The sequence below is a fragment of the Pseudomonas sp. GW821-FHT01A09 genome, from assembly GCF_058986725.1.
Window position 1 is genome coordinate 1 of record NZ_JBYSWB010000020.1, and the last position, 23168, is coordinate 23168.

The following is a 23168-nucleotide window of genomic DNA, read 5'->3' on the forward strand; positions in this document are numbered from 1 at the left end:
CCACGCGGGAACCCCTCGCGCCAGCGAGGGGCCAATGGTGGGGGCGGCGACCCCAAGGCCGGCTCGAAAGCAGAACCACCCCGATCCCAAAGCCTCGATAAAACCGTTCACATACGAAAATATCCAACCTCTTATCGCTTTTTAAACAGTCCGCGTTGAAGAAAAATGCTTTACTGCCGATAGGATGAAGGCACAGAGCCATTGCTTTACTTGTCAGCCATAGCCGCATCATGCAATCTTGCTGGACGCACTAGAACACGGGCCTGCCGGTCGCGTGCGATTGAACTCTTGAAGTGAGCTCTCCATGAAAAGCCAACCCGATGCCGCCAGCCGAATGGTGGCCGAGGTCGTGACGCAACTGCCGGTGCCCTCGCGCCTTGGCATGCTGCGCTTCGAACGGCTGAACGAGGCGAGCTGGGCCCTGCTTTATCTCGATCCCAACTGCGAACGCCCCTTCGGTATACCGGCGGCAGAGCTGTGCGCGTTGATTGGCTCGCCCTACGCGAGCCTGATGGAGCCCGAGGCCCGTTACGAGCTGCACGATGTCATTCAACAGCAACTGACCACCCAGTCCAACTACCTGATTCGCTACACCCTGCACACCGCCGAGGGCCCGCTGCAGCTGCTTGAAGTGGGCGAACCCTATAAACAGCACAATCGCCAACTGCTGCGCGGTTATCTGCTTGCGGTAGACGATGTCGCCGATGCGGCGGCGCAAGGCTCGGCGGCCGAGCTGGAAAACCAGAACAACCGGCTGCAAGTGGCCTTGGAGCTCAACCAGCAAGCGCAGCTCGAGCAGTTGCAGCACCTGGATCGCGTGCGCGCGCAGCAAGAGCTGATCCTCAACCTCGCTCGCCAGCGCTATACCGCACACAATCCGCTGCTGGAAGCGGCCGAGCTGATTACCCGCAGTGCCTGCGAGATCTACGAAGTCGAGTGTGCCAGCCTGTGGATGCTCGAAGGCAATCGCCTGGAACCGCTGATTTCCTACGACGCCGATGCCTTGATCCATCACACCGAAGCGGCCATCGACACCCGCCCTTACCCCAGCTACCTCGACGCCCTGCACAGCAGCCGCGCCATCGATGCCCACGACGCCGTGGCCGATCCGCGCATGTCGGAGATGTCCGAGTGGCTGCGCGCCCGCGATATCCATGCGGTGCTGGACGCCGGAATCCGCGTCGATGGCCAGGTGGTCGGCGTGCTCTGCCTGCAACAACGAGGCAAACCGCGGGCCTGGCAAGCGGACGAAATCACCTTTGCCGGCGAACTGGCCGATCAGTTCGCGCAGGTCATCAACAACCAGAATCGCCGCGCCGCCACCAGCGCCCTGCATCTGTTCCAGCGCGCCGTCGAGCAGAGCGCCAACGCCTTCCTGCTAGTCAATTGCGAAGGCGTGGTCGAGTACGTCAACCCCAGCTTCACCGCCATCACCCAGTACAGCCCCGATGAAGTCCACGGCCATCGGCTGGCGGAACTGCCCGCGCTGGAAAACCTCAGCGAGCTGCTGTTCGACGCGCCGTCGAGCCTGGCCAACAGCAACAGCTGGCAGGGCGAATTCAAGAGCCGGCGCAAGAACCTCGAACCCTACTGGGGCCAGTTGTCGATCTCCAAGGTCTATAACGATCAGCGCGAGCTGACGCACTACATCGGCATCTACGAAGACATCACCCAGAGCAAGCTGGCCCAGCAGCGCATCGAGCGCCTGGCCTACACCGACAACCTGACCAACCTGGGGAATCGCCCGGCGTTCATCCGCAGCCTCGACGAACGCTTCGCCCGCAACAGCGACGCGCCGATCAGCCTGATGCTGGTGGACATCGACAACTTCAAGCGCATCAACGACAGCCTCGGCCACCAGACCGGTGACAAGTTGCTGATCAGCCTTGCCCGGCGCCTGCGCAACAGCCTGAGCAGCAGCGGCAGCCTGGCGCGCTTCGCCAGTAACGAATTCGCCGTACTGCTCGACGATGTCGACCCCGAGGCCGGGCAATTGATCGCCCAGCAGGTGTTGCGCACGCTCGACAAGCCGATGTTCGTCGACAACCAGTTGATCAATGTCACCGCCTCGGTGGGCTTCGCCTGCGCGCCACTGCATGGCCGCGACCCGCAAACGCTGATGAAGAACGCCGGCCTGGCGCTGCACAAGGCCAAAGCCAACGGCAAGCATCAAGTGCAGGTGTTTACCGAAGCGCTGAACGCCGAGGCCACCTACAAACTGTTCGTCGAGAACAACCTGCGCCGCGCCCTGACCCAGAACGAGCTGGAAGTCTTCTACCAGCCAAAACTGTGCCTGCGCAGCGGCCGTCTGCTCGGCCTCGAGGCCCTGCTGCGCTGGAATCATCCGGAACGCGGCATGATCCGCCCGGATCAGTTCATCAGCGTGGCGGAAGAAACCGGCCTGATCATCCCGATCGGCAAGTGGGTGGCGCGCCAGGCGTGCCGCATGAGCAAGGAATTGACCGCCAACGGCATCGGCTCCCTGCAAGTGGCGATCAACCTGTCGCCCAAGCAGTTTTCCGACCCGGACCTGGTGTCGTCGATTCGCCACATTCTCGAAGAAGAAGCCCTGCCCCCGCACCTGCTGGAGCTCGAGCTGACCGAAGGCCTGCTGCTGGAAGCCACCGAAGAAACACGCCTGCAGCTCGGCGAGCTGAAGAGCCTGGGCTTGACGCTGGCCATGGACGACTTCGGTACCGGGTACTCTTCCCTGAGCTACCTGAAGAAATTCCCGATCGACATCATCAAGATCGATCGCAGCTTCATCCATGAAATCCCCGACAACCAGGACGACATGGAAATCACCTCCGCGGTGATCGCCATGGCCCACAACCTAAAGCTCAAGGTCGTGGCTGAAGGCATCGAGACTGCCGAACAGCTGGCGTTTTTGCGCCGCCACCGCTGCGACGTCGGCCAGGGCTACCTGTTCGACCGGCCGATCCCCGGCAGCGCGCTGGTCGAAGCCCTCAAACGCTACCCCCGCGGACCAGCGGCCTGACCGCCACGCAACACCGGGGCAAACTGTCGGTCTATCCTTGTTGCCACTTCCCATTCCCTGCAGAGGAGAAGACCCATGGTCTTGCGCTCGGAAATCCTGGTCAATAAAACCGAACTGCCCGAGCGCAAGCAAGCGCTGCCGGGCCGCGAATCACCCATGGCGGTGCCGCTGGAACACTTCGTCAACGGCCACTCACTGACGCAGTTCCCGGCCGGGCTAGAAACTGCGATCTTCGGCCTGGGCTGCTTCTGGGGGGCGGAACGTCGGCTGTGGAACGAGCCCGGGGTGTGGAGCACCGCCGCCGGCTATGCAGGCGGCTACACGCCTAACCCGACCTATGAGGAAACCTGCTCGGGCCTGACCGGGCACAGTGAAGTGGTGCTGGTAGCGTTCGATCCGCAACAGGTCAGCTACGAGACGCTGCTGAAGCTGTTCTGGGAAGCGCACAACCCGACCCAGGGCATGCGTCAGGGTAACGACATCGGCACTCAGTATCGCTCGGCCATCTATTGCACCAGCGAGGCGCAGCTGCAGGCGGCCAAGGCCAGTGAAGAGGTGTTTCAGGCGCAGTTGACCGAGGCGGGAATGGGCGCTATCACTACTGAAATCGCTTTGGCGCCGACCTTCTACTACGCCGAGGCCTATCACCAGCAGTATCTGGCCAAGAATCCGGGCGGGTATTGCGGACTGGGCGGGACTGGCGTGTGTATGCCACCTGCGGTCTGATCGGCACCTGTATCAACCCGATGACGCCTTCGCGGGCAAGCCTTGCTCCCACAGGACCACAGGGGTGCTGTTGGAGCAAGGCTTGCCCGCGAAGGCATCGTCAGCCGTTACTCGGCAATCAACCAATCCATCTTCCAGCCACCCTGGGTCTGACCGAGCAGCTGCGCCAGCCACGGCAGCAGCTCGTTCAACTCCTCCTCCAGGCCCCACGGCGGATTGGCGATCGCCAGCCCTGAGCCGTTGAGGCTCTGCTCGGTCTCGATCGGGTGCACCAGCAGCTCCACCCGCAGCAACTTCGGCGCACCGCTGCCGGCCAGATCCTGGTAGAAGCGCTTGAGCGCACGCTGGTCCTTGACCGGGTACCAGATCGCGGCGACCGTCTGGCGCATGCGGGCAATGGCTTCCTTGAGCGCCTTGGCGCAGCGCTGCATCTCGTCCAGTTGCTCGAACGGCGGATCGATCAGCATCAAGGCGCGTTTCTCCGGCACTGGCAGCAGCGCCCGCGGCACATGCCAGCCTTCGCCCAGATGCACCGCCACGCGGCGGTCACCCTTCATGTTGTCCTTGAGCAGCTGACCATCCTGGGGATGCTTTTCGTTCAGCAGCACGCGGTCCTGCGGGCGCGTCAGGCGCCGCGCCAACTCGGGCGAGCCGGGGTAGTAGCGCAGCTCGCCATCCGGGTTCATGTCGTGCAGCACCCGCAGGTAGTCCGCAGCCAAGGGCGGCACATCCTGCGCCTCCCACAGTCGGGCGATGCCCTGCAGCCACTCGCCGGTGCGGGTCGCCTGGTCGCCGCGCAAGTCATAGAGCCCCAGCCCCGCGTGGGTATCGATGCACGCAAAGGGCTGCTCCTTGCGCGACAGCAAGGCAATCAGACGGGTAAGGACAAGGTGTTTGAAGACGTCGGCGTGGTTGCCGGCGTGGAAAGCGTGACGATAGTTCATGGCAACTCCTGCAATGCGCAGGAGTTTACCTTGTGCCGGTCCCGCCGCCAAAATCGGCGAGGCCGGCGGCTAGCTATCGCTGCTGACGATAGGCATTTTCGGCGGACTCGAAACGCGCCAGCATGCTGGCCGTAGGTGAACCCAGGCGACTGACCGACCAGATAGCCAGGGTGGCCAGCAGGAAGCCCGGAATAATCTCATACAAGCCCAGCCAGCCGAACTGCTTCCAGACCAGCACGGTAATGGCCCCGGTCAGAATCCCGGCCAGCGCCCCGTTACGGGTCATGCCTTTCCATAGTACCGAAAGCAGTACCACCGGACCGAAAGCCGCGCCAAAGCCAGCCCAGGCATAACTGACCAGGCTCAAGACCCGGTTATCCGGACTGGCCGCCATGGCGATCGCGACCAGCGCCACCAGCATCACCATGCCCCGGCCGACCCAGACGAGTTCCCGCTGCGAGGCATGCTTGCGCAGGAATGCCTTGTAGAAATCCTCGGTCAGCGCACTGGAACACACCAGCAACTGACAGCTCAGCGTGCTCATCACTGCCGCCAGTACCGCTGAAAGCACCACCCCCGCGATCCATGGGTTGAACAACAACTGCGCCAACTCGAGGAACACCCGCTCAGGGTTGGCAGTCACCGGCGCGGCCAACTCCGGATGCGCGGCGAAGTAACCCACGCCAAAAAAGCCCGCACTGACGGCGCCCCCGAGGCACAACGCCATCCAGGTCATGGAAATGCGCCGGGCCGTGGCGATCGACTTGACCGAATCGGCCGCCATGAAGCGCGCCAGGATGTGTGGCTGACCGCAATAGCCCAGCCCCCAACCCAGCAGCGATACGATGCCAACGAAAGTGGTCCCTCGCAGCATGTCGAAATGCCCAGCCGATTGCGTCTCGATAGCGAGCATGGAGGCCTCTGCACCGCCGGTCGCCAGCATCACCATGACCGGGGTCAGGATCAGCACGAAAATCATCAACGTCGCCTGTACCGTATCGGTCCAGCTGACCGCCAGGAATCCACCGATGAACGTATAGAGAATGGTGGCGGCCGCACCCGCCCAGAGTGCCTGCTCATAAGGCATGGCGAAGGTGCTTTCGAACAACCGTGCCCCGGCGACGATGCCAGAGGCGCAATAAAGAGTGAAGAACACCAGGATCACGACTGCCGAGATGACCCGCAGCAGTGAGCTGCGATCTTCGAAACGGCTGCTGAAATAGTCCGGAAGGGTCAGCGCATCGCCATTGTGTTCGGTCTGCATGCGCAGCCGCCCGGCAACGAACAACCAGTTGAGATAAGCCCCTGCCAGCAGCCCGATAGCGATCCAACCTTCGGAAAGCCCGGACATGTAGACCGCCCCAGGCAGCCCCATCAAAAGCCAGCCACTCATGTCCGACGCGCCGGCGGACAGTGCGGTGACGAAGGCGCCGAGACTGCGACCGCCAAGGATGTAATCGGAGAGGTTGTGGGTTCGGTGCCAGGCGATCAGCCCGATGAGTACCATTGCTGCGATGTAGACCACGAAAGTGATCAAGGTAGGATTGGCGAAAGTCATGTGTACATGCCTTTTGTTATGGGCTGAGACGCCAAGTGCAACCGGAGTTGCACCCAGGACGACCAGCAGGAAAACCGCCCTGTTTAAGGGCGATACGGCCTATTCGGGTGGTGCAATGCACCACCGGAGAGCATACCGATATAAATTCGTTTGAATGCCACGACAGTGTTACCAATCCTTTCAAAAAAACCAGGTTGCACCCGGTTGCACCCAGCCTTGCGCCGAGCTAATCTGCACCCCACCTGATGCCGCGGGTCCAGCGGCCTTGATGAGGATTTGTAATGGCGACGACCACCCTTGGGGTCAAACTCGACGACCCGACCCGTGAGCGACTGAAGGCGGCAGCCCAGTCGATCGACCGCACGCCGCATTGGTTGATCAAACAGGCGATCTTCAATTACCTCGAGAAACTCGAAGCAGGCGCAACCCTCAACGAGCTAAGCGGCCTGGGTGGTACCAGCGGCGACGATGCTGGCGAAGTACAGGTCGAGCACAGCCATCAGTGCTTCCTCGAATTCGCTGAAAGTATCCTCCCGCAGTCGGTCCTGCGGGCCGCCATCACCGGCGCCTACCGTCGCCCCGAGCAAGAAGTCGTGCCGATGCTGCTGGAGCAGGCACGCCTGCCCGCCGCCATGGCCGAGGCCACCCACAAGGTCGCCGCCGGCATCGCCGAAAAACTGCGCAATCAAAAGAGCGCCAGCGGCCGCGCCGGCATCGTCCAGGGTCTGCTGCAGGAATTCTCGCTGTCGTCCCAGGAAGGCGTGGCCCTGATGTGCCTGGCCGAAGCGCTGCTGCGGATTCCCGACAAGGGCACCCGCGATGCTCTGATCCGCGACAAGATCAGCAACGGCAATTGGCAGCCCCACTTGGGCAACAGCCCGTCGCTGTTCGTCAACGCCGCGACCTGGGGCCTGCTGCTGACCGGCAAGCTGGTCTCGACCCACAACGAATCCGGCCTGACGTCCTCGCTCAGCCGCATCATCGGCAAGAGCGGCGAGCCGATGATCCGCAAAGGCGTGGACATGGCCATGCGCCTGATGGGCGAGCAGTTCGTCACCGGCGAAACCATCGCCGAGGCCCTGGCCAACGCCACCCGTTTTGAAGCCAAAGGCTTCCGCTATTCCTACGACATGCTGGGTGAAGCAGCCCTCACCGAGCACGACGCGCAAAAATACCTGGCGTCCTACGAGCAAGCCATCCACTCGATTGGCAAGGCCTCCCACGGCCGCGGCATCTACGAAGGCCCGGGCATTTCCATCAAGCTCTCGGCCCTGCACCCGCGCTACAGCCGCGCCCAGTACGAGCGCGTCATGGAAGAGCTGTACCCGCGCCTGCTGTCGCTGACCCTGCTGGCCAAGCAATACGACATCGGCCTCAACATCGACGCCGAGGAAGCCGATCGCCTGGAGCTGTCCCTCGACCTGCTCGAGCGCCTGTGCTTCGAGCCGCAGTTGACCGGCTGGAACGGCATCGGCTTCGTTATCCAGGCCTATCAGAAGCGTTGCCCGTACGTGATCGACTACGTCATCGACCTCGCTCGCCGCAGCCGTCATCGCCTGATGATCCGCCTGGTCAAGGGCGCCTACTGGGACAGCGAGATCAAGCGCGCCCAGGTCGAAGGCCTGGAGGGCTATCCGGTCTATACCCGCAAGGTGTACACCGACGTTTCCTACATCGCCTGTGCGAAAAAACTGCTGTCGGTGCCTGAAGTCATCTACCCGCAGTTCGCCACCCACAACGCCCACACCCTGGCCGCCATCTACCACATCGCCGGGCAGAATTATTACCCTGGGCAGTACGAGTTCCAGTGCCTGCACGGCATGGGCGAACCGCTGTACGAGCAAGTGGTGGGCAAGGTCGCCGATGGCAAGCTGAACCGCCCATGCCGCGTGTATGCGCCAGTCGGTACCCACGAAACACTGCTGGCCTATCTGGTACGCCGCCTGCTGGAGAACGGCGCCAACACCTCGTTCGTCAACCGCATCGCCGACCACTCCATCTCGATCCACGAACTGGTGGCCGATCCGGTGACCAGCATCGAGCGCATGGCTGCTCAGGAAGGCAGCTTCGGCCTGCCGCACCCGCGCATCCCGCTGCCGGTCGATCTGTACGGCGGCGAGCGCCACAACTCCGCCGGCATCGATCTGGCCAACGAGCATCGTCTGGCCTCCTTGTCCAGCGCCCTGTTGGCCACCGCCCATAACGACTGGCAGGCCGCGCCGATGCTCGGTTGCCCGGTCAGCCAGGGAACGCCAGCGCCGCTACTGAACCCGTCCGATCACCGCGACGTGGTCGGGCATGTGCAGGAAGCGTCCATCGAAGACGTCGACAACGCCCTGCTCTGCGCCCTGGGCAACGGCCCGATCTGGCAAGCGACACCGCCGGACGAGCGCGCCGCCGTGCTGGAGCGCGCCGCCGACCTGATGGAAGCCGAGATCCAGCCGCTGATGGGCCTGCTGGCGCGCGAAGCCGGCAAGACCTTCGCCAACGCCATCGCCGAAGTGCGCGAGGCTGTGGACTTCTTGCGCTACTACGCCGTGCAGGCACGCCACGACCTGAGCAACGACGCTCACCGCCCACTGGGCCCGGTGGTGTGCATCAGCCCGTGGAACTTCCCGCTGGCAATCTTCACCGGTCAGGTGGCCGCTGCACTGGCTGCCGGCAACCCGGTATTGGCCAAGCCGGCCGAACAGACCCCACTGGTCGCCGCCCAGGCCGTACGCCTGCTGCTCGAAGCCGGCATCCCCGAGGGCGTGCTGCAATTGCTGCCGGGCCGCGGCGAAACCGTCGGCGCCCGCCTGGTGGGCGATGAGCGCGTCAAAGGCGTGATGTTCACCGGTTCCACCGAAGTCGCACGGCTGCTGCAACGCAACATTGCCGGGCGCCTGGACAACCAGGGCCGACCGATCCCGCTGATCGCCGAAACCGGTGGCCAGAACGCCATGATCGTCGATTCGTCGGCGCTCACCGAGCAAGTGGTGATCGACGTGGTGTCCTCGGCCTTTGACAGCGCCGGTCAGCGTTGCTCGGCCCTGCGCGTGCTGTGCCTGCAGGAAGACTCGGCGGACCGCGTGATCGAAATGCTCAAGGGCGCCATGGCCGAAGCGCGGCTAGGCAACCCGGAGCGCCTGAGCGTGGACATCGGCCCGGTGATCGACGCCGAGGCCAAGGCCAACATCGACAAGCACGTGCAGGCCATGCGTGACAAAGGCCGCAACGTGTTCCAGATGGCGATCGCCGACAGCGCCGAACTCAAGCGCGGCACCTACGTCACGCCGACGCTGATCGAGCTCGAAAGCTTCGACGAGCTGCAGCGTGAAATCTTCGGCCCGGTGCTGCACGTGGTGCGCTACCAGCGCAAGGACCTCGACGGCCTGATCGAGCAGATCAATGCCTCGGGCTACGGCTTGACCCTCGGTGTGCATACCCGCATCGATGAGACCATCGCCAAGGTGCTGGACAACGTGAACGCCGGTAACGTCTACGTCAACCGCAACATCGTCGGTGCCGTCGTCGGCGTGCAGCCGTTCGGTGGCGAGGGCCTCTCCGGCACCGGTCCGAAAGCCGGTGGCCCACTGTACCTGTACCGCCTGCTGTCGACCTGCCCGGCCGACGCCATCAGCACCTCGCTGCAACGCCAGGACGGCTCGAGCGCTCCCGATGTGCGCTTGCGTGACACCCAGCTCAAGCCGTTGCGCGCCCTGCAGGCCTGGGCCACGAGCAATCAGCATGCCGAACTGGCCGATGTCTGCGCGCAGTTCGCCGAACAATCGCAGAGCGGTGTCACACGTCTGCTGAACGGACCGACCGGCGAGCGCAACAGCTACACCATCCTCCCCCGTGAGCAGGTGCTGTGCCTGGCCGAAACCGAAGCCGACCTGCTGGTGCAACTGGCCGCGACGCTGGCGGTCGGCAGCCATGCGGTGTGGGTCGAGAACGAGCTGGGCAAAGCCGTGCGCAACCGCCTGCCGAAGGACGTACAGGGGCAGATTCGCCTGGTAGCGGAGTGGAACAAGGATGACGTGCCGTTCGACGCCGTGATCCATCACGGTGATTCGGATCAACTGCGCGGCGTGTGCCAGCAGATCGCCAAACGCGCCGGTGCCATCGTCGGTGTGCAGGGGCTGTCCCAAGGCGAAAGCAATATCGCCCTGGAGCGCCTGGTGATCGAGCGAGCCTTGAGCGTCAACACCGCGGCTGCTGGCGGCAACGCCAGCCTGATGACCATCGGCTGATCCTGTAACAGCTGAACCACCGCAACCCAGTAGCGAGGGGGCCTGCCCCCGACAGTTCCCGACTGACTCACCTCGTGGTGTCAGACCGGTCCTGTCGGGCACAGGCCCCCTCGCTGCATTCCGGTACAGGGCTTTTATCCGTAGCCCTTTGACATATATGCAATTACACAGGTTATTATCCTTGGCACGTAGCCTGCATGACGCACGCTTTGCCTCGGACTGGAGTACTGCCCTTGAATGCGACCACCATCAACAGCCTGTTCTTGATCGGCGCGTTGCTGGTAGGTGCGAGCATTCTTGTGAGCTCCCTGTCGTCGCGCCTGGGCATCCCCATTCTGGTCATCATCCTCGCGGTCGGCATGTCGGCTGGGGTCGATGGCGGCGGCATCATCTTCGATAACTACCCCACGGCTTATTTGGTCGGCAACCTGGCGCTGGCGGTGATCCTCCTCGACGGTGGCCTGCGCACGCGGGTGGCGAGTTTCCGCGTGGCGCTGTGGCCGGCCTTGTCGCTGGCCACCGTGGGCGTGCTGATCACCACGGGGCTGACGGGCATGATGGCGGCCTGGCTGTTCGACCTGAACATCATCCAGGGCCTGCTGATCGGTGCCATTGTCGGCTCCACCGATGCTGCGGCGGTGTTTTCCCTGCTGGGCGGCAAGGGCCTCAATGAACGGGTGAGCGCCAGCCTGGAAATCGAATCCGGCAGCAACGACCCCATGGCGGTATTCCTCACCGTGACCCTGATCGACATGCTCGCCAGCGGCCAGACCGGCCTGCACTGGAGCCTGCTGATCCATCTGGTACGCGAGTTCGGCATCGGTGCGGCCATCGGCCTGGGCGGCGGCTGGCTGATGCTGCAACTGGTCAATCGCATCAATCTGGCCAACGGCCTGTACCCGATCCTGGTGATCAGCGGCGGCCTGGTGGTGTTCGCCCTGACCAACGCTCTGCATGGCAGCGGCTTTCTGGCGGTGTACCTGTGCGGGTTGGTGCTGGGCAACAAGCCGATCCGCAGCCGCCACGGCATCCTGCACATGCTCGACGGCATGGCCTGGCTCGCGCAGATCGGCATGTTCCTGGTGCTGGGCCTGCTGGTCACCCCCCATGACCTGCTGCCCATCGCCATCCCGGCGCTGGCCCTGGCGCTGTGGATGATCCTCTTCGCACGGCCGCTGTCGGTGTTCGTCGGCCTGCTGCCGTTCAAGGCTTTCCATGGCCGGGAAAAGGGCTTTATCGCCTGGGTCGGCCTGCGCGGCGCGGTACCGATCATTCTCGCGGTGTTCCCGCTGATGGCTGGCCTGCCCCATGCGCAGCTGTATTTCAACCTGGCGTTCTTCATCGTGCTGGTGTCGCTGCTGGTGCAAGGCACCAGTCTGCCGTGGGTGGCCAAGCTGCTGAAAGTCACGGTCCCGCCCGACCCGGCGCCGATTTCCCGTTCGGCGCTGGAAGTCCATGTCACTAGCGAGTGGGAGCTGTTCGTCTATCGCCTGGGCGCCGAGAAGTGGTGCATCGGCGCCGCCCTGCGCGAATTGAAAATGCCCGAGGGTACGCGGATCGCCGCGCTGTTCCGTGGCCAGCAATTGCTCCATCCGTCCGGTAGTACGGTGCTGGAAGTGGGCGACCTGCTGTGCGTGATCGGCCACGAGCACAACCTGCCCGCGCTGGGCAAACTGTTCAGCCAGGCCCCGCAACGCGGCCTCGACCTGCGCTTCTTCGGGGACTTCGTGCTCGAAGGCGACGCCGAGCTGGGCGCGGTATCGGCCCTCTACGGCCTACAACTCGATGGCGTGGATCCGCACATGCCGCTCAGCCGCTTCATCGCCCAGAAAGTCGGCGGCGCACCGGTGGTCGGCGACCATGTCGAATGGAACAGCACCATCTGGACGGTTGCAGTCATGGACGGGAACAAGATTGGCAAAGTCGGCGTCAGATTCCCCGAAGGAAGTCGCCCGGGCCCCGGGCTGTTCCTCTAAACTGCCGATCCAATCTTCGAGTTGCCCGACTTTTTACCTATGCCTAGCCTGCGCTCCTTAGTCGCCACAGCCCTGTTGGGGCTGTGCCTGGCGACCTCTGCCGTCCACGCCGCCGATGCGCCGTCCCGCGACGCCGTGCAGCACAGCCTTGATCATCTGGCGGACCGCAAGCTCGCCGATGCCGACCAGAAGGCCCTGCAGGAAGTACTGCAAGGCACCCTGACCTTCCTCACCAACGACGAAGACAATCAGCGCCAACTGGTGGCCCTCAAGCAGCAACTACTCGACGCGCCCAAGGACACTACCGCCAACCAGCGCGAACTGGCACGGATCAAGGCCACCAAGGTGGTGCCGGTGGATCAGCGCTACGCCAGCCAGAGCGTCAGCCAGCTCGAGCAACTGCTGACCGATCGCAGCAACGAGCAAGGCAGCCTGCAAAAGGCCCTGTCCGATGCCAACTCCATGACCATCGCCGCCCAGACTCGACCCGAGCGCGCGCAGACCGAAATCAGCGACAAGCAAAACCGCATCCAGCAGATCAACGGCATCCTCAAGAGCGGCCGCGACAACGGCAAGGCCATCAATGCCGATCAGCGCAACGAGCTGACCGCCGAGCTGGCTGCGATCAACTCGCTGATTGTGCTGCGCCGTCAGGAACTGGCCGGCAACACCCTGCTGCAGGATCTGGGCAACAGTCAGCACGACCTGCTGATGGCCAAGACCGGCCTGCTCGAACAGGAAATCCAGGACCTGCAGACGCTGATCAACCAGAAGCGCCTGGCGCAGTCGCAAAAGACCGTCACCGAACAGTCCATCGAGGCGCAGAAGGCCGGCGGCAGCAGCGTGCTGGCTACCGAGAGCGCGACCAACGTCAAGCTCTCCGACTACCTGCTCAAAAGCACCGACGAACTCAACGAGCTGACCCAGGAAAACCTCAAGACCAAACAGCAGCTCGACAGCATCACCCAGACCGACCAGGCGCTGGATGAGCAGATCAGCGTGCTGCAGGGCAGCCTGTTGCTGTCCAAGATCCTCTACAAGCAAAAACAGGCGCTGCCGCATCTCAAGGTCAATCGCAATCTGGCCGACCAGATCGCCGACATTCGCCTCTATCAGTTCGAGGTCAATCAGCAGCGCGAGGCCCTGAGCAGCCCGACCGCCTATGTCGAAACCCTGATCGCCGCGCAGCCGCCAGAAGACGTCACCCCACAATTGCGCAAGGGCCTGCTCGATCTGGCCGTGACCCGCAGCGACCTGCTGGAGCGCCTGAACCGGGAACTGAGCGCGCTGCTCAACGAATCCATCACCCTGCAACTCAATCAGAAGCAGCTGACCAGCACCGCCCAGAGCCTGCGCAAGACCCTCGACGAGCAGATGTTCTGGATCCCCAGCAACAAGCCGCTGGACGGCGACTGGTTCGCCGGCATGCCCAAGCGTCTGGTGCGGCAGGTGGCGACTCTGCCGTGGGCCTCCAGCGTCAGTGAACTGAAAGAAGGCCTGGTGCAGCGGCCGCTGCTGTTCCTGCCGTTGCTGCTGGTAATCGGTGCGCTGCTGTGGCGTCGCGGCTACCTGTACCGCAAGCTGACGCAACTGCATCAGGACATCGGCCACTTCAAACGCGACAACCAGTGGCACACGCCGCTGGCGCTGTTGATCAACATCCTCCTGGCCCTGCCCGTGGCGCTGGCCTTCGGCTTGTGCGGCCTGGCCTTGCAGATCGACGCCCGCGGGCAGAACGCCAGCCTCGGCTCGGCGCTGCTGCAGATCGCCCAGGCCTGGCTGGTGTTCTATACCGCCTACCGGATCCTAGCGCCCGCCGGCGTGGCCGAGCTGCATTTCCGCTGGGAGAAGCGCCAGGTCGAGTTCCTGCAAAAATGGGTGCGCAAGCTGGGCTTCGTGGTGCTGGCGCTGGTGACGGTGGTGGCCGTGGCCGAGCTGCAACCCTCGGCCCTGGCCGAAGACGTGATCGGCATCCTCGTGGTGCTGGCCTGCTACGCCTTGATGGCCAGCTTGCTGGGCCGCCTGTTGCTGGGCAGCCCGACCCACCAGAACGCCTCGCTGTTCCGCCGCGCCGTGGGCCTGGCCTTCACCGCCCTGCCCGTCGCGCTATTCCTGGCGGTGTGCTTCGGCTACTACTACACCGCGCTCAAACTCACCGACCGGCTGATCAACACCCTGTACCTGCTGATGCTCTGGCTGGTGATCGAAGCGGCGTTCGTGCGTGGCTTGAGCGTCGCCGCGCGGCGCCTGGCCTACAACCGCGCGCTGGCCAAGCGTCAAGCCGCAAAGGACAACGGCGATGGCGAAGGCGTGGGCGAAGAGCCGACCCTGGACATCGAACAGGTCAACCAGCAATCCCTGCGTCTGATTCGCCTGGCCTTGCTCGGTGGCTTTATCGCGGCGCTGTACTGGGTGTGGTCGGACCTGATCAGCGTGTTCTCGTACCTGGACAACATCACCCTGTACGAATACACCAGCGGCACCGGCGCCACCATGAGCATGGTGCCCATCAGCCTCGGCGACATGATCGGCGCGGCGGTGATCATCGGCATCACCTTCGTGCTCGCGGGCAACCTGCCCGGCCTGCTGGAAGTGCTGGTGCTGTCGCGGTTGAATCTGGCCCAGGGCAGCGCCTATGCCACCACCACGCTGCTGTCCTATGTGATCGCCGGCGTCGGCTTCGTCTCCGCGCTGTCGACCCTGGGGGTCAGCTGGGACAAGCTGCAATGGCTGGTGGCGGCGCTGTCGGTGGGCCTCGGGTTCGGCATGCAGGAAATCTTCGCCAACTTCATTTCCGGCATCATGATCCTGTTCGAGCGCCCGGTGCGCATCGGCGACACCATCACCATCGGCAACCTATCGGGCACGGTCAGCAAGATCCGCATCCGCGCGACCACCATCACCGATTTCGATCGCAAGGACATCATCGTCCCCAACAAGACCTTCATCACTGGCCAGTTGATCAACTGGTCGCTGACCGACACCATCACCCGCGTGACCCTCAAGCTGGGCGTCGACTACGGCTCCGACCTCGATCTGGTGCGCAGCCTGCTGCTCAAGGCCGCAGCCGACAACCCGCGGGTGCTCAAGGACCCGCAGCCCCACGTGTACTTTCTCAACTTCGGTGAAAGTACCCTGGACCACGAACTGCGCATGCACGTACGCGACCTCGGCGACCGCAACCCGGTACTCGACGAGATCAACCGGTTCATCAACAAGGAATTCAAGGCGCAGAAGATCAACATCTCGTTCCGACAGATGGAGATCTACCTGAAGAACACTCAGGGCGAGGAATACAAGCTGGTGCCGCAAAAACCCGGCGAAGGCGGCCCCGCAGGCACTTTGCAACCCCAGAGCGATGAGCCCGAGCCGCCAACGCCACAGCAATCGATCGAGGCGCCGAACCCGCCGCCGTCCAAGCTGGACTGACACCCACCCTGTAGCGAGGGGGCTTGCCCCCGATAAGTGTGTCAGCGACAGAGATGTGGCTGACCTGTCTTTCGGGGGCAAGCCCCCTCGCTACAAGGGTGATGTGTTTACAATGAGCACTCATTGCACTGGGAGAAGGCCGTGAAAGCCCTCGACGAACTGACTTTCGACAACCGCTTCGCCCGCCTGGGCGATGTGTTCTCGATCCACGTGCTGCCCGCACCGCTGGACTCACCGCGTCTGGTGGTGGCCAGCGACGCCGCCATGGCACTGCTGGATCTGGCCCCCAGCGAAGCGCAGACGCCGTTGTTCGCCGAGGTGTTCAGCGGCCACAAGCTGTGGGCCGAGACCGAGCCGCGGGCGATGATCTATTCCGGGCATCAGTTCGGCCATTACAACCCGCAATTGGGTGACGGCCGCGGGCTGCTGCTCGGCGAGGTGTACAACGCCGCCGGCGAGCACTGGGACCTGCACCTCAAGGGTGCCGGGCAGACGCCCTTCTCGCGCATGGGCGATGGCCGCGCGGTGTTGCGCTCCTCGATCCGCGAGTTCCTCGCCTCCGAAGCCCTGTACGCCCTCGGCATCCCCAGCAGCCGCGCGCTGTGCGTGATCGGCTCCGACACCCCGGTATGGCGCGAAACCCAGGAGAGCGGCGCCATGGTCCTGCGCCTGGCGCCTAGCCACGTGCGCTTCGGCCACTTCGAATACTTCTATTACACCAAGCAGCCGGAACAGCAGAAGATCCTCGCCGACCACGTGCTGGCCCTGCATTTCCCCGAATGCCTGGAGCAGCCCGAGCCGTATCTGGCGATGTTCAACACCATCGTCGAGCGCAACGCCGAGCTGATCGCTCTGTGGCAGGCCTATGGCTTCTGCCATGGCGTGATGAACACCGATAACATGTCGATCCTGGGCATCACCTTCGACTTCGGGCCCTTTGCGTTTCTGGATGATTTCGACGCCAACTTCATCTGCAACCACTCCGATCACGAAGGCCGCTACTCCTTCAGCAATCAGGTGCCGATCGCCCACTGGAACCTCAGCGCCCTGGCCCAGGCGCTGACGCCGCTGATCGCGCTCGAACCGCTGCGTCAGGCGCTGGGGATGTTTCTGCCGCTGTATCAGGCCCAGTATCTGGACCGCATGCGCCGCCGCTTGGGCCTGACCAGTGCCGAAGACGCCGACATGGCGCTGGTGGAGCGCCTGCTCAACCTGATGCAGAACAGCGGCGTGGACTACAACCTGTTCTTCCGCCGCCTGGGTGATCAGCCTGCCGAGCTGGCAGTGGCGACGTTGCGCGATGACTTCGTCGACATGCTCGGTTTCGATGGCTGGGCGCAAGACTATCTGGCACGCCTCAGCCGTGAAGCGCAGGGCAGCGACAGTGAACGCCAGGCGCGCATGCATGCCGTCAACCCGCTCTATGTGCTGCGCAACTACCTCGCGCAGAAAGCCATCGACGCGGCCGAACGCGGGGATTACTCCGAGGTGCGCCAACTGCACGCCGTCCTGACCCGCCCGTTCGACGCTCAGCCCGGCATGGAACAGTACGCCGAACGTCCGCCGGAGTGGGGTAAGCATCTGGAGATCAGTTGTTCGTCTTGAGGTAGATCACGACTCACGACCCACCTTGATAATCCAGCCCGGCGGCTCCACATAGGCAACATCTGCCCTTATCCGGTAACCCCACCATGTCCGACCCTCTGATAATCCCCTGCCCCCACTGCAACGGCCTCAACCGCATCCCCGCCGAGCGCTTGAGCGATCAGCCCAAGTGCGGGCGGTGCAAGCGGGCGGTGTTGTCGAGCAAGCCGTTCGAACTCAAGCAAGGCGACTACAGCAGCCAGATCAAGGGCGACTTGCCGCTGCTGGTGGATGTCTGGGCCGATTGGTGCGGGCCGTGCAAGTCGTTCGCACCGGTGTTCGAGCAGGCGGCGGCGCAGCTCGCGGGCAAGTGCCGACTGGCCAAACTGGACAGCGAAGCCAACCAGCAGCTGTCGGCGCAACTGGGGATTCGCTCGATCCCCAGCCTGATTCTGTTCAAGGATGGCCGCGAGGTGGCGCGCCAGAGCGGCGCGTTGCCGTTGGCCCAATTGCAGGCCTGGCTGAAAAGCCATGGCATCGCTGCGTCCTAGCTGCAGCGCAGCCTGTGGTCAGTTGTCGTCCAGCAGGTGATGCAGCTCGACGAACTGCTGGGTCAGCTTGTGTCGCGGGTCCAGATGGATCAGCGGCCTGCTGGCTTCGTGGGACTCGCGCATCTTCACAGAGCTGCTGAGGTACACCGGCAGCACCGGCAGGCCCTCGGCGATGAGCTCGTCGAGCATCTGCTGCGGCAGGCTCGCCCGGGCCTGATACTGGTTGACCACGATGCCCTCGACGCTGAGGTCCTCGTTGTGGTCATCCTTCAACTCTTGGATCTCTTCCAGCAGGCCGTACAGTGCGTGGCGCGAGAAGCTGTCGCAGTCGAAGGGAATCAAAACCCGATCCGCCGCGATCAGCGCCGACACTGCATAAAAATTCAACGCCGGTGGCGTGTCGATGTAGATGCGGTCGTAGTCTTCGTCCAGATCGTCGAGCAGTTTGCGCAGCTTGTTGATCTTGTGCTTGGCCTCCAGCTTGGGCTGCAGGTCCGCCAGCTCGGCGGTGGCGGTGATGACGTGGAGGTTGTCGTAGGGCGTCTCGTAGATATCGACCGCGTTCTTCTTGGTCAGCAAGCCGCTGGACAAGGTGTTCTTGAAGAACTCGGCGATGCCCATGGGGATGTCGGCCCCGGTCAGGCCGGTGAGGTACTGGGTCGAATTGGCCTGGGCATCGAGGTCGATCAATAGCGTACGGTAGCCCTCGCTCGCACTCACCGCCGCCAGGTTGCAGGCGATGCTGGATTTGCCGACGCCACCTTTCTGATTGAACACCACGCGACGCATGGGTAGACCTCCTTGTTTCAGGGAATGTCCGAGTGTAGTGGCGTGGGGGGGATGTTTGCTACCTCGCATTGGCGGATCGCGCTCAACCGGCCGCAGCCCGCAACAACTCCACGAACCCCCTGACCATCGCCGAAGGCGTTTCCCGGCGTTGCACCAGCCACACCGCTGATTCCGCGCCGGCATCGAGCAGCGGGCGGTAGACCACGCCGTCGATGCGCATCCATTGGAAGGAGGCCGGCAGTACCGACACCCCCAAGCCAGCGGAGACCAGGCCAATGATAGTCATGGCCGCCCCCGCCTCCTGAGCGATATGCGGGCTGAAGCCAGCGGCGCGGGCGAGGTTGAGCAGCTGCGAGTACAGGCCGCTGCCGTAGCCACGAGGAAAGAACACGAAGGGCTCGTTGGCCATGTCCGCCAAGTGCAGCCCGGAGCCGCTGTCGGGTACCAGCGGGTGGGCACTGTTGAGCACGGCCACCAGCGGCTCGCGGAACAATTCCACCGAGGTGAGCGAGTCGGGCAACGGCAGCGGCCGCATCAGGCCGATATCGATGGAGCCGTCCACCAGCGAATCGGCCACCTCCTTGCTGCTCATTTCTTCCAGATTGAGATGCACCGCCGGGAAGGCCTGGCGGAACGCATAGATCGCCCTGGGGATGCTGGAATTGAACGGCGCCGAGGTCGTGAAGCCGACTTTCAGTTCGCCCAGCTGGCCCAACTGCGCGCGACGGGCGACATCGGCTGCCTTGTCGACCTGGGCCAGTACCTGCCGCGCTTCGTCCAGAAACAACCGTCCGGCTTCACTCAACTCGACCCGCCGATTAGTGCGCTCGAACAGCCGCGCGCCCAATTCCTGCTCCAGCGCCTGAATCTGCTGGCTCAGCGGCGGCTGAGAGATCCCCAGCGCCAACGCCGCGCGACCGAAATGCAGCTCTTCGGCGACAGCGATGAAGTAGCGTAAATGTCGTAATTCCATGACGAGCCTATCGAGTCGTTAAACCTATCAAACAGGTCGAACAATATATTGGAAAGAATCATTAGCAGGCTATATGCTTTTTTTTATTGCCGTGCCCGGCTGCCCCCTCCCAGAGGTAAATGTGAAAACTGCGGTCGCTCCATCCCTCCACGAAGCCCCCCCCACCTCACTTGAAGAGTTGACCGAGCAGCTAAGCGAAGCCTATATCGAAAAAGGCACACCGCTCTTCCTGCGCACCGTGCTGGCCCTTTTCGCTGGCGGCTTCGCGACCTTCGCGTTGCTGTACTGCGTGCAGCCGATGATGCCGATCCTGTCTCGCGAATATTCGATCAATGCCGCGCAAAGCAGCCTGGTGTTGTCCATTTCCACCGGCATGCTGGCCATCGGCCTGTTGGTGACCGGGCCGATTTCCGACAGTATCGGCCGCAAGTCGGTGATGGTCGCTGCGCTCTTCAGCGCCGCCTTGTGCACCATCGCCAGCGCCTTCATGCCCAGTTGGGAAGGCGTGCTGCTGATGCGTGCGCTGATCGGCCTGTCCCTGAGCGGGCTGGCGGCGGTGGGCATGACCTATCTGAGTGAAGAGATCCACCCGCAGCACATTGGTCTGGCCATGGGCCTGTACATCGGCGGCAATGCCATCGGCGGCATGAGCGGGCGGCTGATCACCGGGGTGTTGATCGATTACGTCAGCTGGCACACGGCAATGATGGTGGTGGGCCTGGTGGCGCTGGGCGCAGCGACGTTGTTCCTCAAGTTCCTGCCGCCATCGCGCAACTTCCGCGCGCGCAAGCTCAACCCGCGCAGCCTGCTCGACGGCTTCACCATGCACTTTCGCGATGCCGGCCTGCCGCTGTTGTTCATCGAAGGTTTCCTGTTGATGGGCGCCTTCGTGACCATGTTCAACTACATCGGTTATCGCCTGCTGGCCGCGCCGTTCCTGATGAGTCAGGCGCTGGTCGGCATGCTCTCGGTGGTGTACCTGTCGGGCATCTACAGCTCGGCGAAGATCGGCGCACTGGCCGACCGTCATGGCCGCCGCAAGGTGTTCTGGATGTCGCTGGTGCTGATGTTCGCCGGCCTGCTGCTGACCTTGTTCACGTCGATCGCGCTGATCATCGTCGGCATGCTGATGTTCTGCTTCGGCTTCTTCGGCGCCCACTCGGTGGCCAGCAGCTGGATCGGCCGCCGCGCGACCAAGGCCAAGGGCCAGGCATCGTCGCTGTATCTGTTCTGCTACTACGTTGGGTCCAGCGTGGCTGGCACCCTGGGCGGTGTGGCCTGGCATTACGGCGGCTGGAACGGCATTGGCGCGTTTATCGGCGCGTTGCTGGTAGTTGCGCTGGCGGTGGCGGCGAAACTGGCGAAGCTGCAGCCGTTGCAGGTGAATGTGAAGGGGTTATAACTCGGTTCTGGCGCATGCCGTGTCTCACGGTACACTGAGGGCTTTAAGCCCTAGGGTATAGGAACGCCGGATGCGCCTGGACCGACTACATCTTCAAAATTTTCGCTGCTTTGAAAATGCCACGTTTGAATTTCAACCGGGGTTCAATCTTGTGGTGGGAGTCAATGGCAGTGGTAAGACGTCGCTGCTACAGGCTGTAGCTATGAGCCTTTCACCCTTCGTGAATGTGCTTCGTAGCGAGCACATATGGCAGGATTTCCGTATCGAAGAAAACGTCAGATTTGTCGTTGATGATTATGACGGCAGAAAAAGATTCGAGCGCCGCTATCCCTCTACTTTGATTTCGTTTGGTGAAGCCTTCACCTTGAAAGAGTGGGACATGGTCAAGTCATCGCCGAACGATCACACCACTCTAGTAGATTTCTACGGTGCCATGGCGGCGTCCAAAAGCGCAGTCAGTGCAAACATACCAACATCCCTTCCTATTGTTGCGCTTTATCCTGCCAATAGACGCTGGTCGATTTCACACGTAACAGCTGAATATGCAGCCACTCAGCAGCCTTCGAGATTCGATGGATATCGTAACTGGTCAAATGGTGCATCCGACATTAAAGAGCTAGAAGCCTGGTTGATCGGAAAAACGCTTGAACGCTTAGAAGCAATGGCTAACCAGCACGGTAACTTGGCAAGCTTCGATGATGAACTAGCATGGTTAAACGCTGTATTGAAAACTGCACTTTCAGATTTTGCCGAGCTGCGATATGACCTTAAGCTTCGGATGCTGATGATGGACATGGGAAAAGGGCAGTCAATCCCGTTTAGCGAGCTAAGTGACGGACAGCGGAGCATGATCGCGTTAATCGCTGACATAGCGAGACGTATGTGCTTACTGAATCCTCATATAGGCAAAGACGTTCTAGCCAACACTGCCGGGATTGTCGTAATCGATGAGCTGGATATCCATCTTCATCCCGCATGGCAACGCACGATAGTTTCAACACTGAAAAAATCCTTTCCAAAAGTCCAGTTCATCGCGGCCAGCCACTCCCCTCAAATCATTGGCGGACTCGAACAACACGAAGTGATGATTCTGGATAACCGCAGTATCTCGCGCCCTCGAATCACCTATGGATTGGACTCCAGCAGAGTCTTGGAAGAAGTCATGGGCGTGGCGCAACGGGAGCCCGAGATAGAGTTCCTGTTGAGTGAACTGTTTTCAATCATCGAAGACGGCGATCTACCGCTAGCGGCTACAAAGCTGACTGCACTCAAAGCCAAGGCGCCTGACCTTCCCGAATTTTACCGAGCCGAGGCATTGCTCAAGCGTAAGGAGATTCTCGGTAAATGAAGCGCGTGCTCAAGGGAGCTGAACCTCCGTCATTGATAGAGTGGAAGGCGCTGGCTAATGACGATTGGCACCCGACTTACGATGATTTACGCCACCCTCAGAAGGAAGATTTACATCGAACACTCCTGCGCGAGCAAATGTTCTGCTGCTGCTATTGCGGCGTCCAGATCAATGCTACTGATAGCCATATCGAGCATTTCAGGCCGCAGGAAAGATATGAAGCGCTCGCGTTGGACTATCAGAACCTGCATGTGTCCTGCCTGAGAACGCTACAAAAATATCCTGTAGTACCATTGCATTGCGGCCACAAGAAAGCCAACGAATTCGACGAAGATACATTCATATCGCCCTTGGATGTCGACTGCGAACAACGCTTCCGATTTCTGCTCAATGGGCAGATTCAGCCTGCAAGCAGCACTGACAGTCATGCTCGTAAAATGGTCGAAGCCCTGGCATTGGATATTGCCCATCTGAACAATCGCAGAGAGGAGGCGCTCTTGGGCTGGTTCGACGATGAGTTCCTCGTGGAAGCCAGCCAAGATGACCTCTATAAAATGGCTCAAACCTTCAGAAGCGAACATGCCTCAACAAGTTTCAGCCATGTCATAGCGCGCTACGCCGAGCAGCTCATGACTGAGTGATTACTCGGCGCGAG

The 23168-nt window shown here is 62.2% G+C and carries 13 protein-coding genes and 2 pseudogenes; 11 read left to right on the forward strand and 4 right to left on the reverse strand.

Annotated features, from left to right (window positions below):
* Positions 1–304: 304 nt before the first annotated feature.
* The 3 genes and pseudogenes from AC3WJP_RS20520 to msrA all read left to right on the forward strand — a co-directional run.
* A pseudogene (locus AC3WJP_RS20520) lies at positions 305–2122 on the forward strand (diguanylate cyclase domain-containing protein); the annotation flags it as partial.
* A 168-nt stretch (positions 2123–2290) separates the two neighbouring features.
* Positions 2291–2998, forward strand: a pseudogene (locus AC3WJP_RS20525) (putative bifunctional diguanylate cyclase/phosphodiesterase); the annotation flags it as partial.
* 75 nt (positions 2999–3073) lie between these two features.
* Positions 3074–3724, forward strand: coding sequence for a peptide-methionine (S)-S-oxide reductase MsrA (msrA, locus tag AC3WJP_RS20530; RefSeq protein ID WP_493723494.1), 651 nt, complete (start codon positions 3074–3076; stop codon positions 3722–3724).
* A gap of 107 nt (positions 3725–3831) precedes the next feature.
* Here msrA and AC3WJP_RS20535 read toward each other — a convergent pair whose 3' ends face one another.
* Both AC3WJP_RS20535 and putP read right to left on the reverse strand, forming a co-directional pair.
* Positions 3832–4668: a 23S rRNA (adenine(2030)-N(6))-methyltransferase RlmJ gene (locus AC3WJP_RS20535; protein ID WP_493723493.1), complete on the reverse strand. Its 837-nt coding sequence runs from the start codon at positions 4666–4668 to the stop codon at positions 3832–3834.
* 73 nt (positions 4669–4741) lie between these two features.
* Positions 4742–6226: a sodium/proline symporter PutP gene (putP, locus tag AC3WJP_RS20540; RefSeq protein ID WP_493723492.1), complete on the reverse strand. Its 1485-nt coding sequence runs from the start codon at positions 6224–6226 to the stop codon at positions 4742–4744.
* Positions 6227–6507: 281 nt separating this feature from the next.
* Here putP and putA point away from each other — a divergent pair, with 281 nt between their 5' ends.
* From putA to trxC, 5 genes are all read left to right on the forward strand, one after another.
* On the forward strand, positions 6508–10461 hold the full coding sequence (gene putA, locus AC3WJP_RS20545; RefSeq protein ID WP_493723491.1) for a trifunctional transcriptional regulator/proline dehydrogenase/L-glutamate gamma-semialdehyde dehydrogenase: 3954 nt from the start codon (positions 6508–6510) through the stop codon (positions 10459–10461).
* 233 nt (positions 10462–10694) lie between these two features.
* Positions 10695–12437: a potassium/proton antiporter gene (locus tag AC3WJP_RS20550; RefSeq protein ID WP_493723490.1), complete on the forward strand. Its 1743-nt coding sequence runs from the start codon at positions 10695–10697 to the stop codon at positions 12435–12437.
* A 39-nt stretch (positions 12438–12476) separates the two neighbouring features.
* Complete coding sequence (mscK, locus tag AC3WJP_RS20555) at positions 12477–15866, forward strand: mechanosensitive channel MscK (RefSeq protein ID WP_493723489.1); 3390 nt, start codon at positions 12477–12479, stop codon at positions 15864–15866.
* A gap of 141 nt (positions 15867–16007) precedes the next feature.
* Complete coding sequence (gene selO / locus AC3WJP_RS20560) at positions 16008–17471, forward strand: protein adenylyltransferase SelO (RefSeq protein WP_493723488.1); 1464 nt, start codon at positions 16008–16010, stop codon at positions 17469–17471.
* An 86-nt stretch (positions 17472–17557) separates the two neighbouring features.
* Positions 17558–18001 carry a thioredoxin TrxC gene (trxC, locus tag AC3WJP_RS20565; RefSeq protein WP_493723487.1) on the forward strand — a complete coding sequence of 148 codons (444 nt, stop codon included), beginning with the start codon at positions 17558–17560 and terminating at the stop codon, positions 17999–18001.
* 18 nt (positions 18002–18019) lie between these two features.
* Here the strand turns inward: trxC and AC3WJP_RS20570 are convergent, their stop codons facing one another.
* Together AC3WJP_RS20570 and AC3WJP_RS20575 are read right to left on the reverse strand one after the other, a co-directional pair.
* Positions 18020–18790 carry a ParA family protein gene (locus tag AC3WJP_RS20570; protein WP_493723486.1) on the reverse strand — a complete coding sequence of 257 codons (771 nt, stop codon included), beginning with the start codon at positions 18788–18790 and terminating at the stop codon, positions 18020–18022.
* 82 nt (positions 18791–18872) lie between these two features.
* On the reverse strand, positions 18873–19763 hold the full coding sequence (locus AC3WJP_RS20575) for a LysR family transcriptional regulator (protein WP_493723485.1): 891 nt from the start codon (positions 19761–19763) through the stop codon (positions 18873–18875).
* 121 nt (positions 19764–19884) lie between these two features.
* Between AC3WJP_RS20575 and AC3WJP_RS20580 the strand changes: the two genes are divergently transcribed.
* From AC3WJP_RS20580 to AC3WJP_RS20590, 3 genes are all read left to right on the forward strand, one after another.
* Complete coding sequence (locus tag AC3WJP_RS20580) at positions 19885–21165, forward strand: MFS transporter (protein ID WP_493723484.1); 1281 nt, start codon at positions 19885–19887, stop codon at positions 21163–21165.
* 70 nt (positions 21166–21235) lie between these two features.
* Positions 21236–22513 carry an AAA family ATPase gene (locus AC3WJP_RS20585; RefSeq protein WP_493723483.1) on the forward strand — a complete coding sequence of 426 codons (1278 nt, stop codon included), beginning with the start codon at positions 21236–21238 and terminating at the stop codon, positions 22511–22513.
* The gene (locus AC3WJP_RS20590; RefSeq protein ID WP_493723482.1) at positions 22510–23154 is read left to right on the forward strand and encodes a retron system putative HNH endonuclease; all 645 of its coding nucleotides are present in this window, start codon (positions 22510–22512) and stop codon (positions 23152–23154) included. Before AC3WJP_RS20585 ends, AC3WJP_RS20590 begins: the two co-directional genes overlap by 4 nt.
* Positions 23155–23168: the final 14 nt, after the last annotated feature.

What these genes read in the sequence shown, in the direction of transcription:
- msrA (WP_493723494.1), top strand. Translation starts at nt 3,074, where the DNA reads ATGGTCTTGCGCTCGGAAATCCTGGTCAATAAAACCGAACTGCCCGAG.
- AC3WJP_RS20535 (WP_493723493.1), bottom strand. Translation starts at nt 4,668, where the DNA reads ATGAACTATCGTCACGCTTTCCACGCCGGCAACCACGCCGACGTCTTC.
- putP (WP_493723492.1), bottom strand. Translation starts at nt 6,226, where the DNA reads ATGACTTTCGCCAATCCTACCTTGATCACTTTCGTGGTCTACATCGCA.
- putA (WP_493723491.1), top strand. Translation starts at nt 6,508, where the DNA reads ATGGCGACGACCACCCTTGGGGTCAAACTCGACGACCCGACCCGTGAG.
- mscK (WP_493723489.1), top strand. Translation starts at nt 12,477, where the DNA reads ATGCCTAGCCTGCGCTCCTTAGTCGCCACAGCCCTGTTGGGGCTGTGC.
- trxC (WP_493723487.1), top strand. Translation starts at nt 17,558, where the DNA reads ATGTCCGACCCTCTGATAATCCCCTGCCCCCACTGCAACGGCCTCAAC.
- AC3WJP_RS20570 (WP_493723486.1), bottom strand. Translation starts at nt 18,790, where the DNA reads ATGCGTCGCGTGGTGTTCAATCAGAAAGGTGGCGTCGGCAAATCCAGC.
- AC3WJP_RS20575 (WP_493723485.1), bottom strand. Translation starts at nt 19,763, where the DNA reads ATGGAATTACGACATTTACGCTACTTCATCGCTGTCGCCGAAGAGCTG.
- AC3WJP_RS20585 (WP_493723483.1), top strand. Translation starts at nt 21,236, where the DNA reads ATGCGCCTGGACCGACTACATCTTCAAAATTTTCGCTGCTTTGAAAAT.
- AC3WJP_RS20590 (WP_493723482.1), top strand. Translation starts at nt 22,510, where the DNA reads ATGAAGCGCGTGCTCAAGGGAGCTGAACCTCCGTCATTGATAGAGTGG.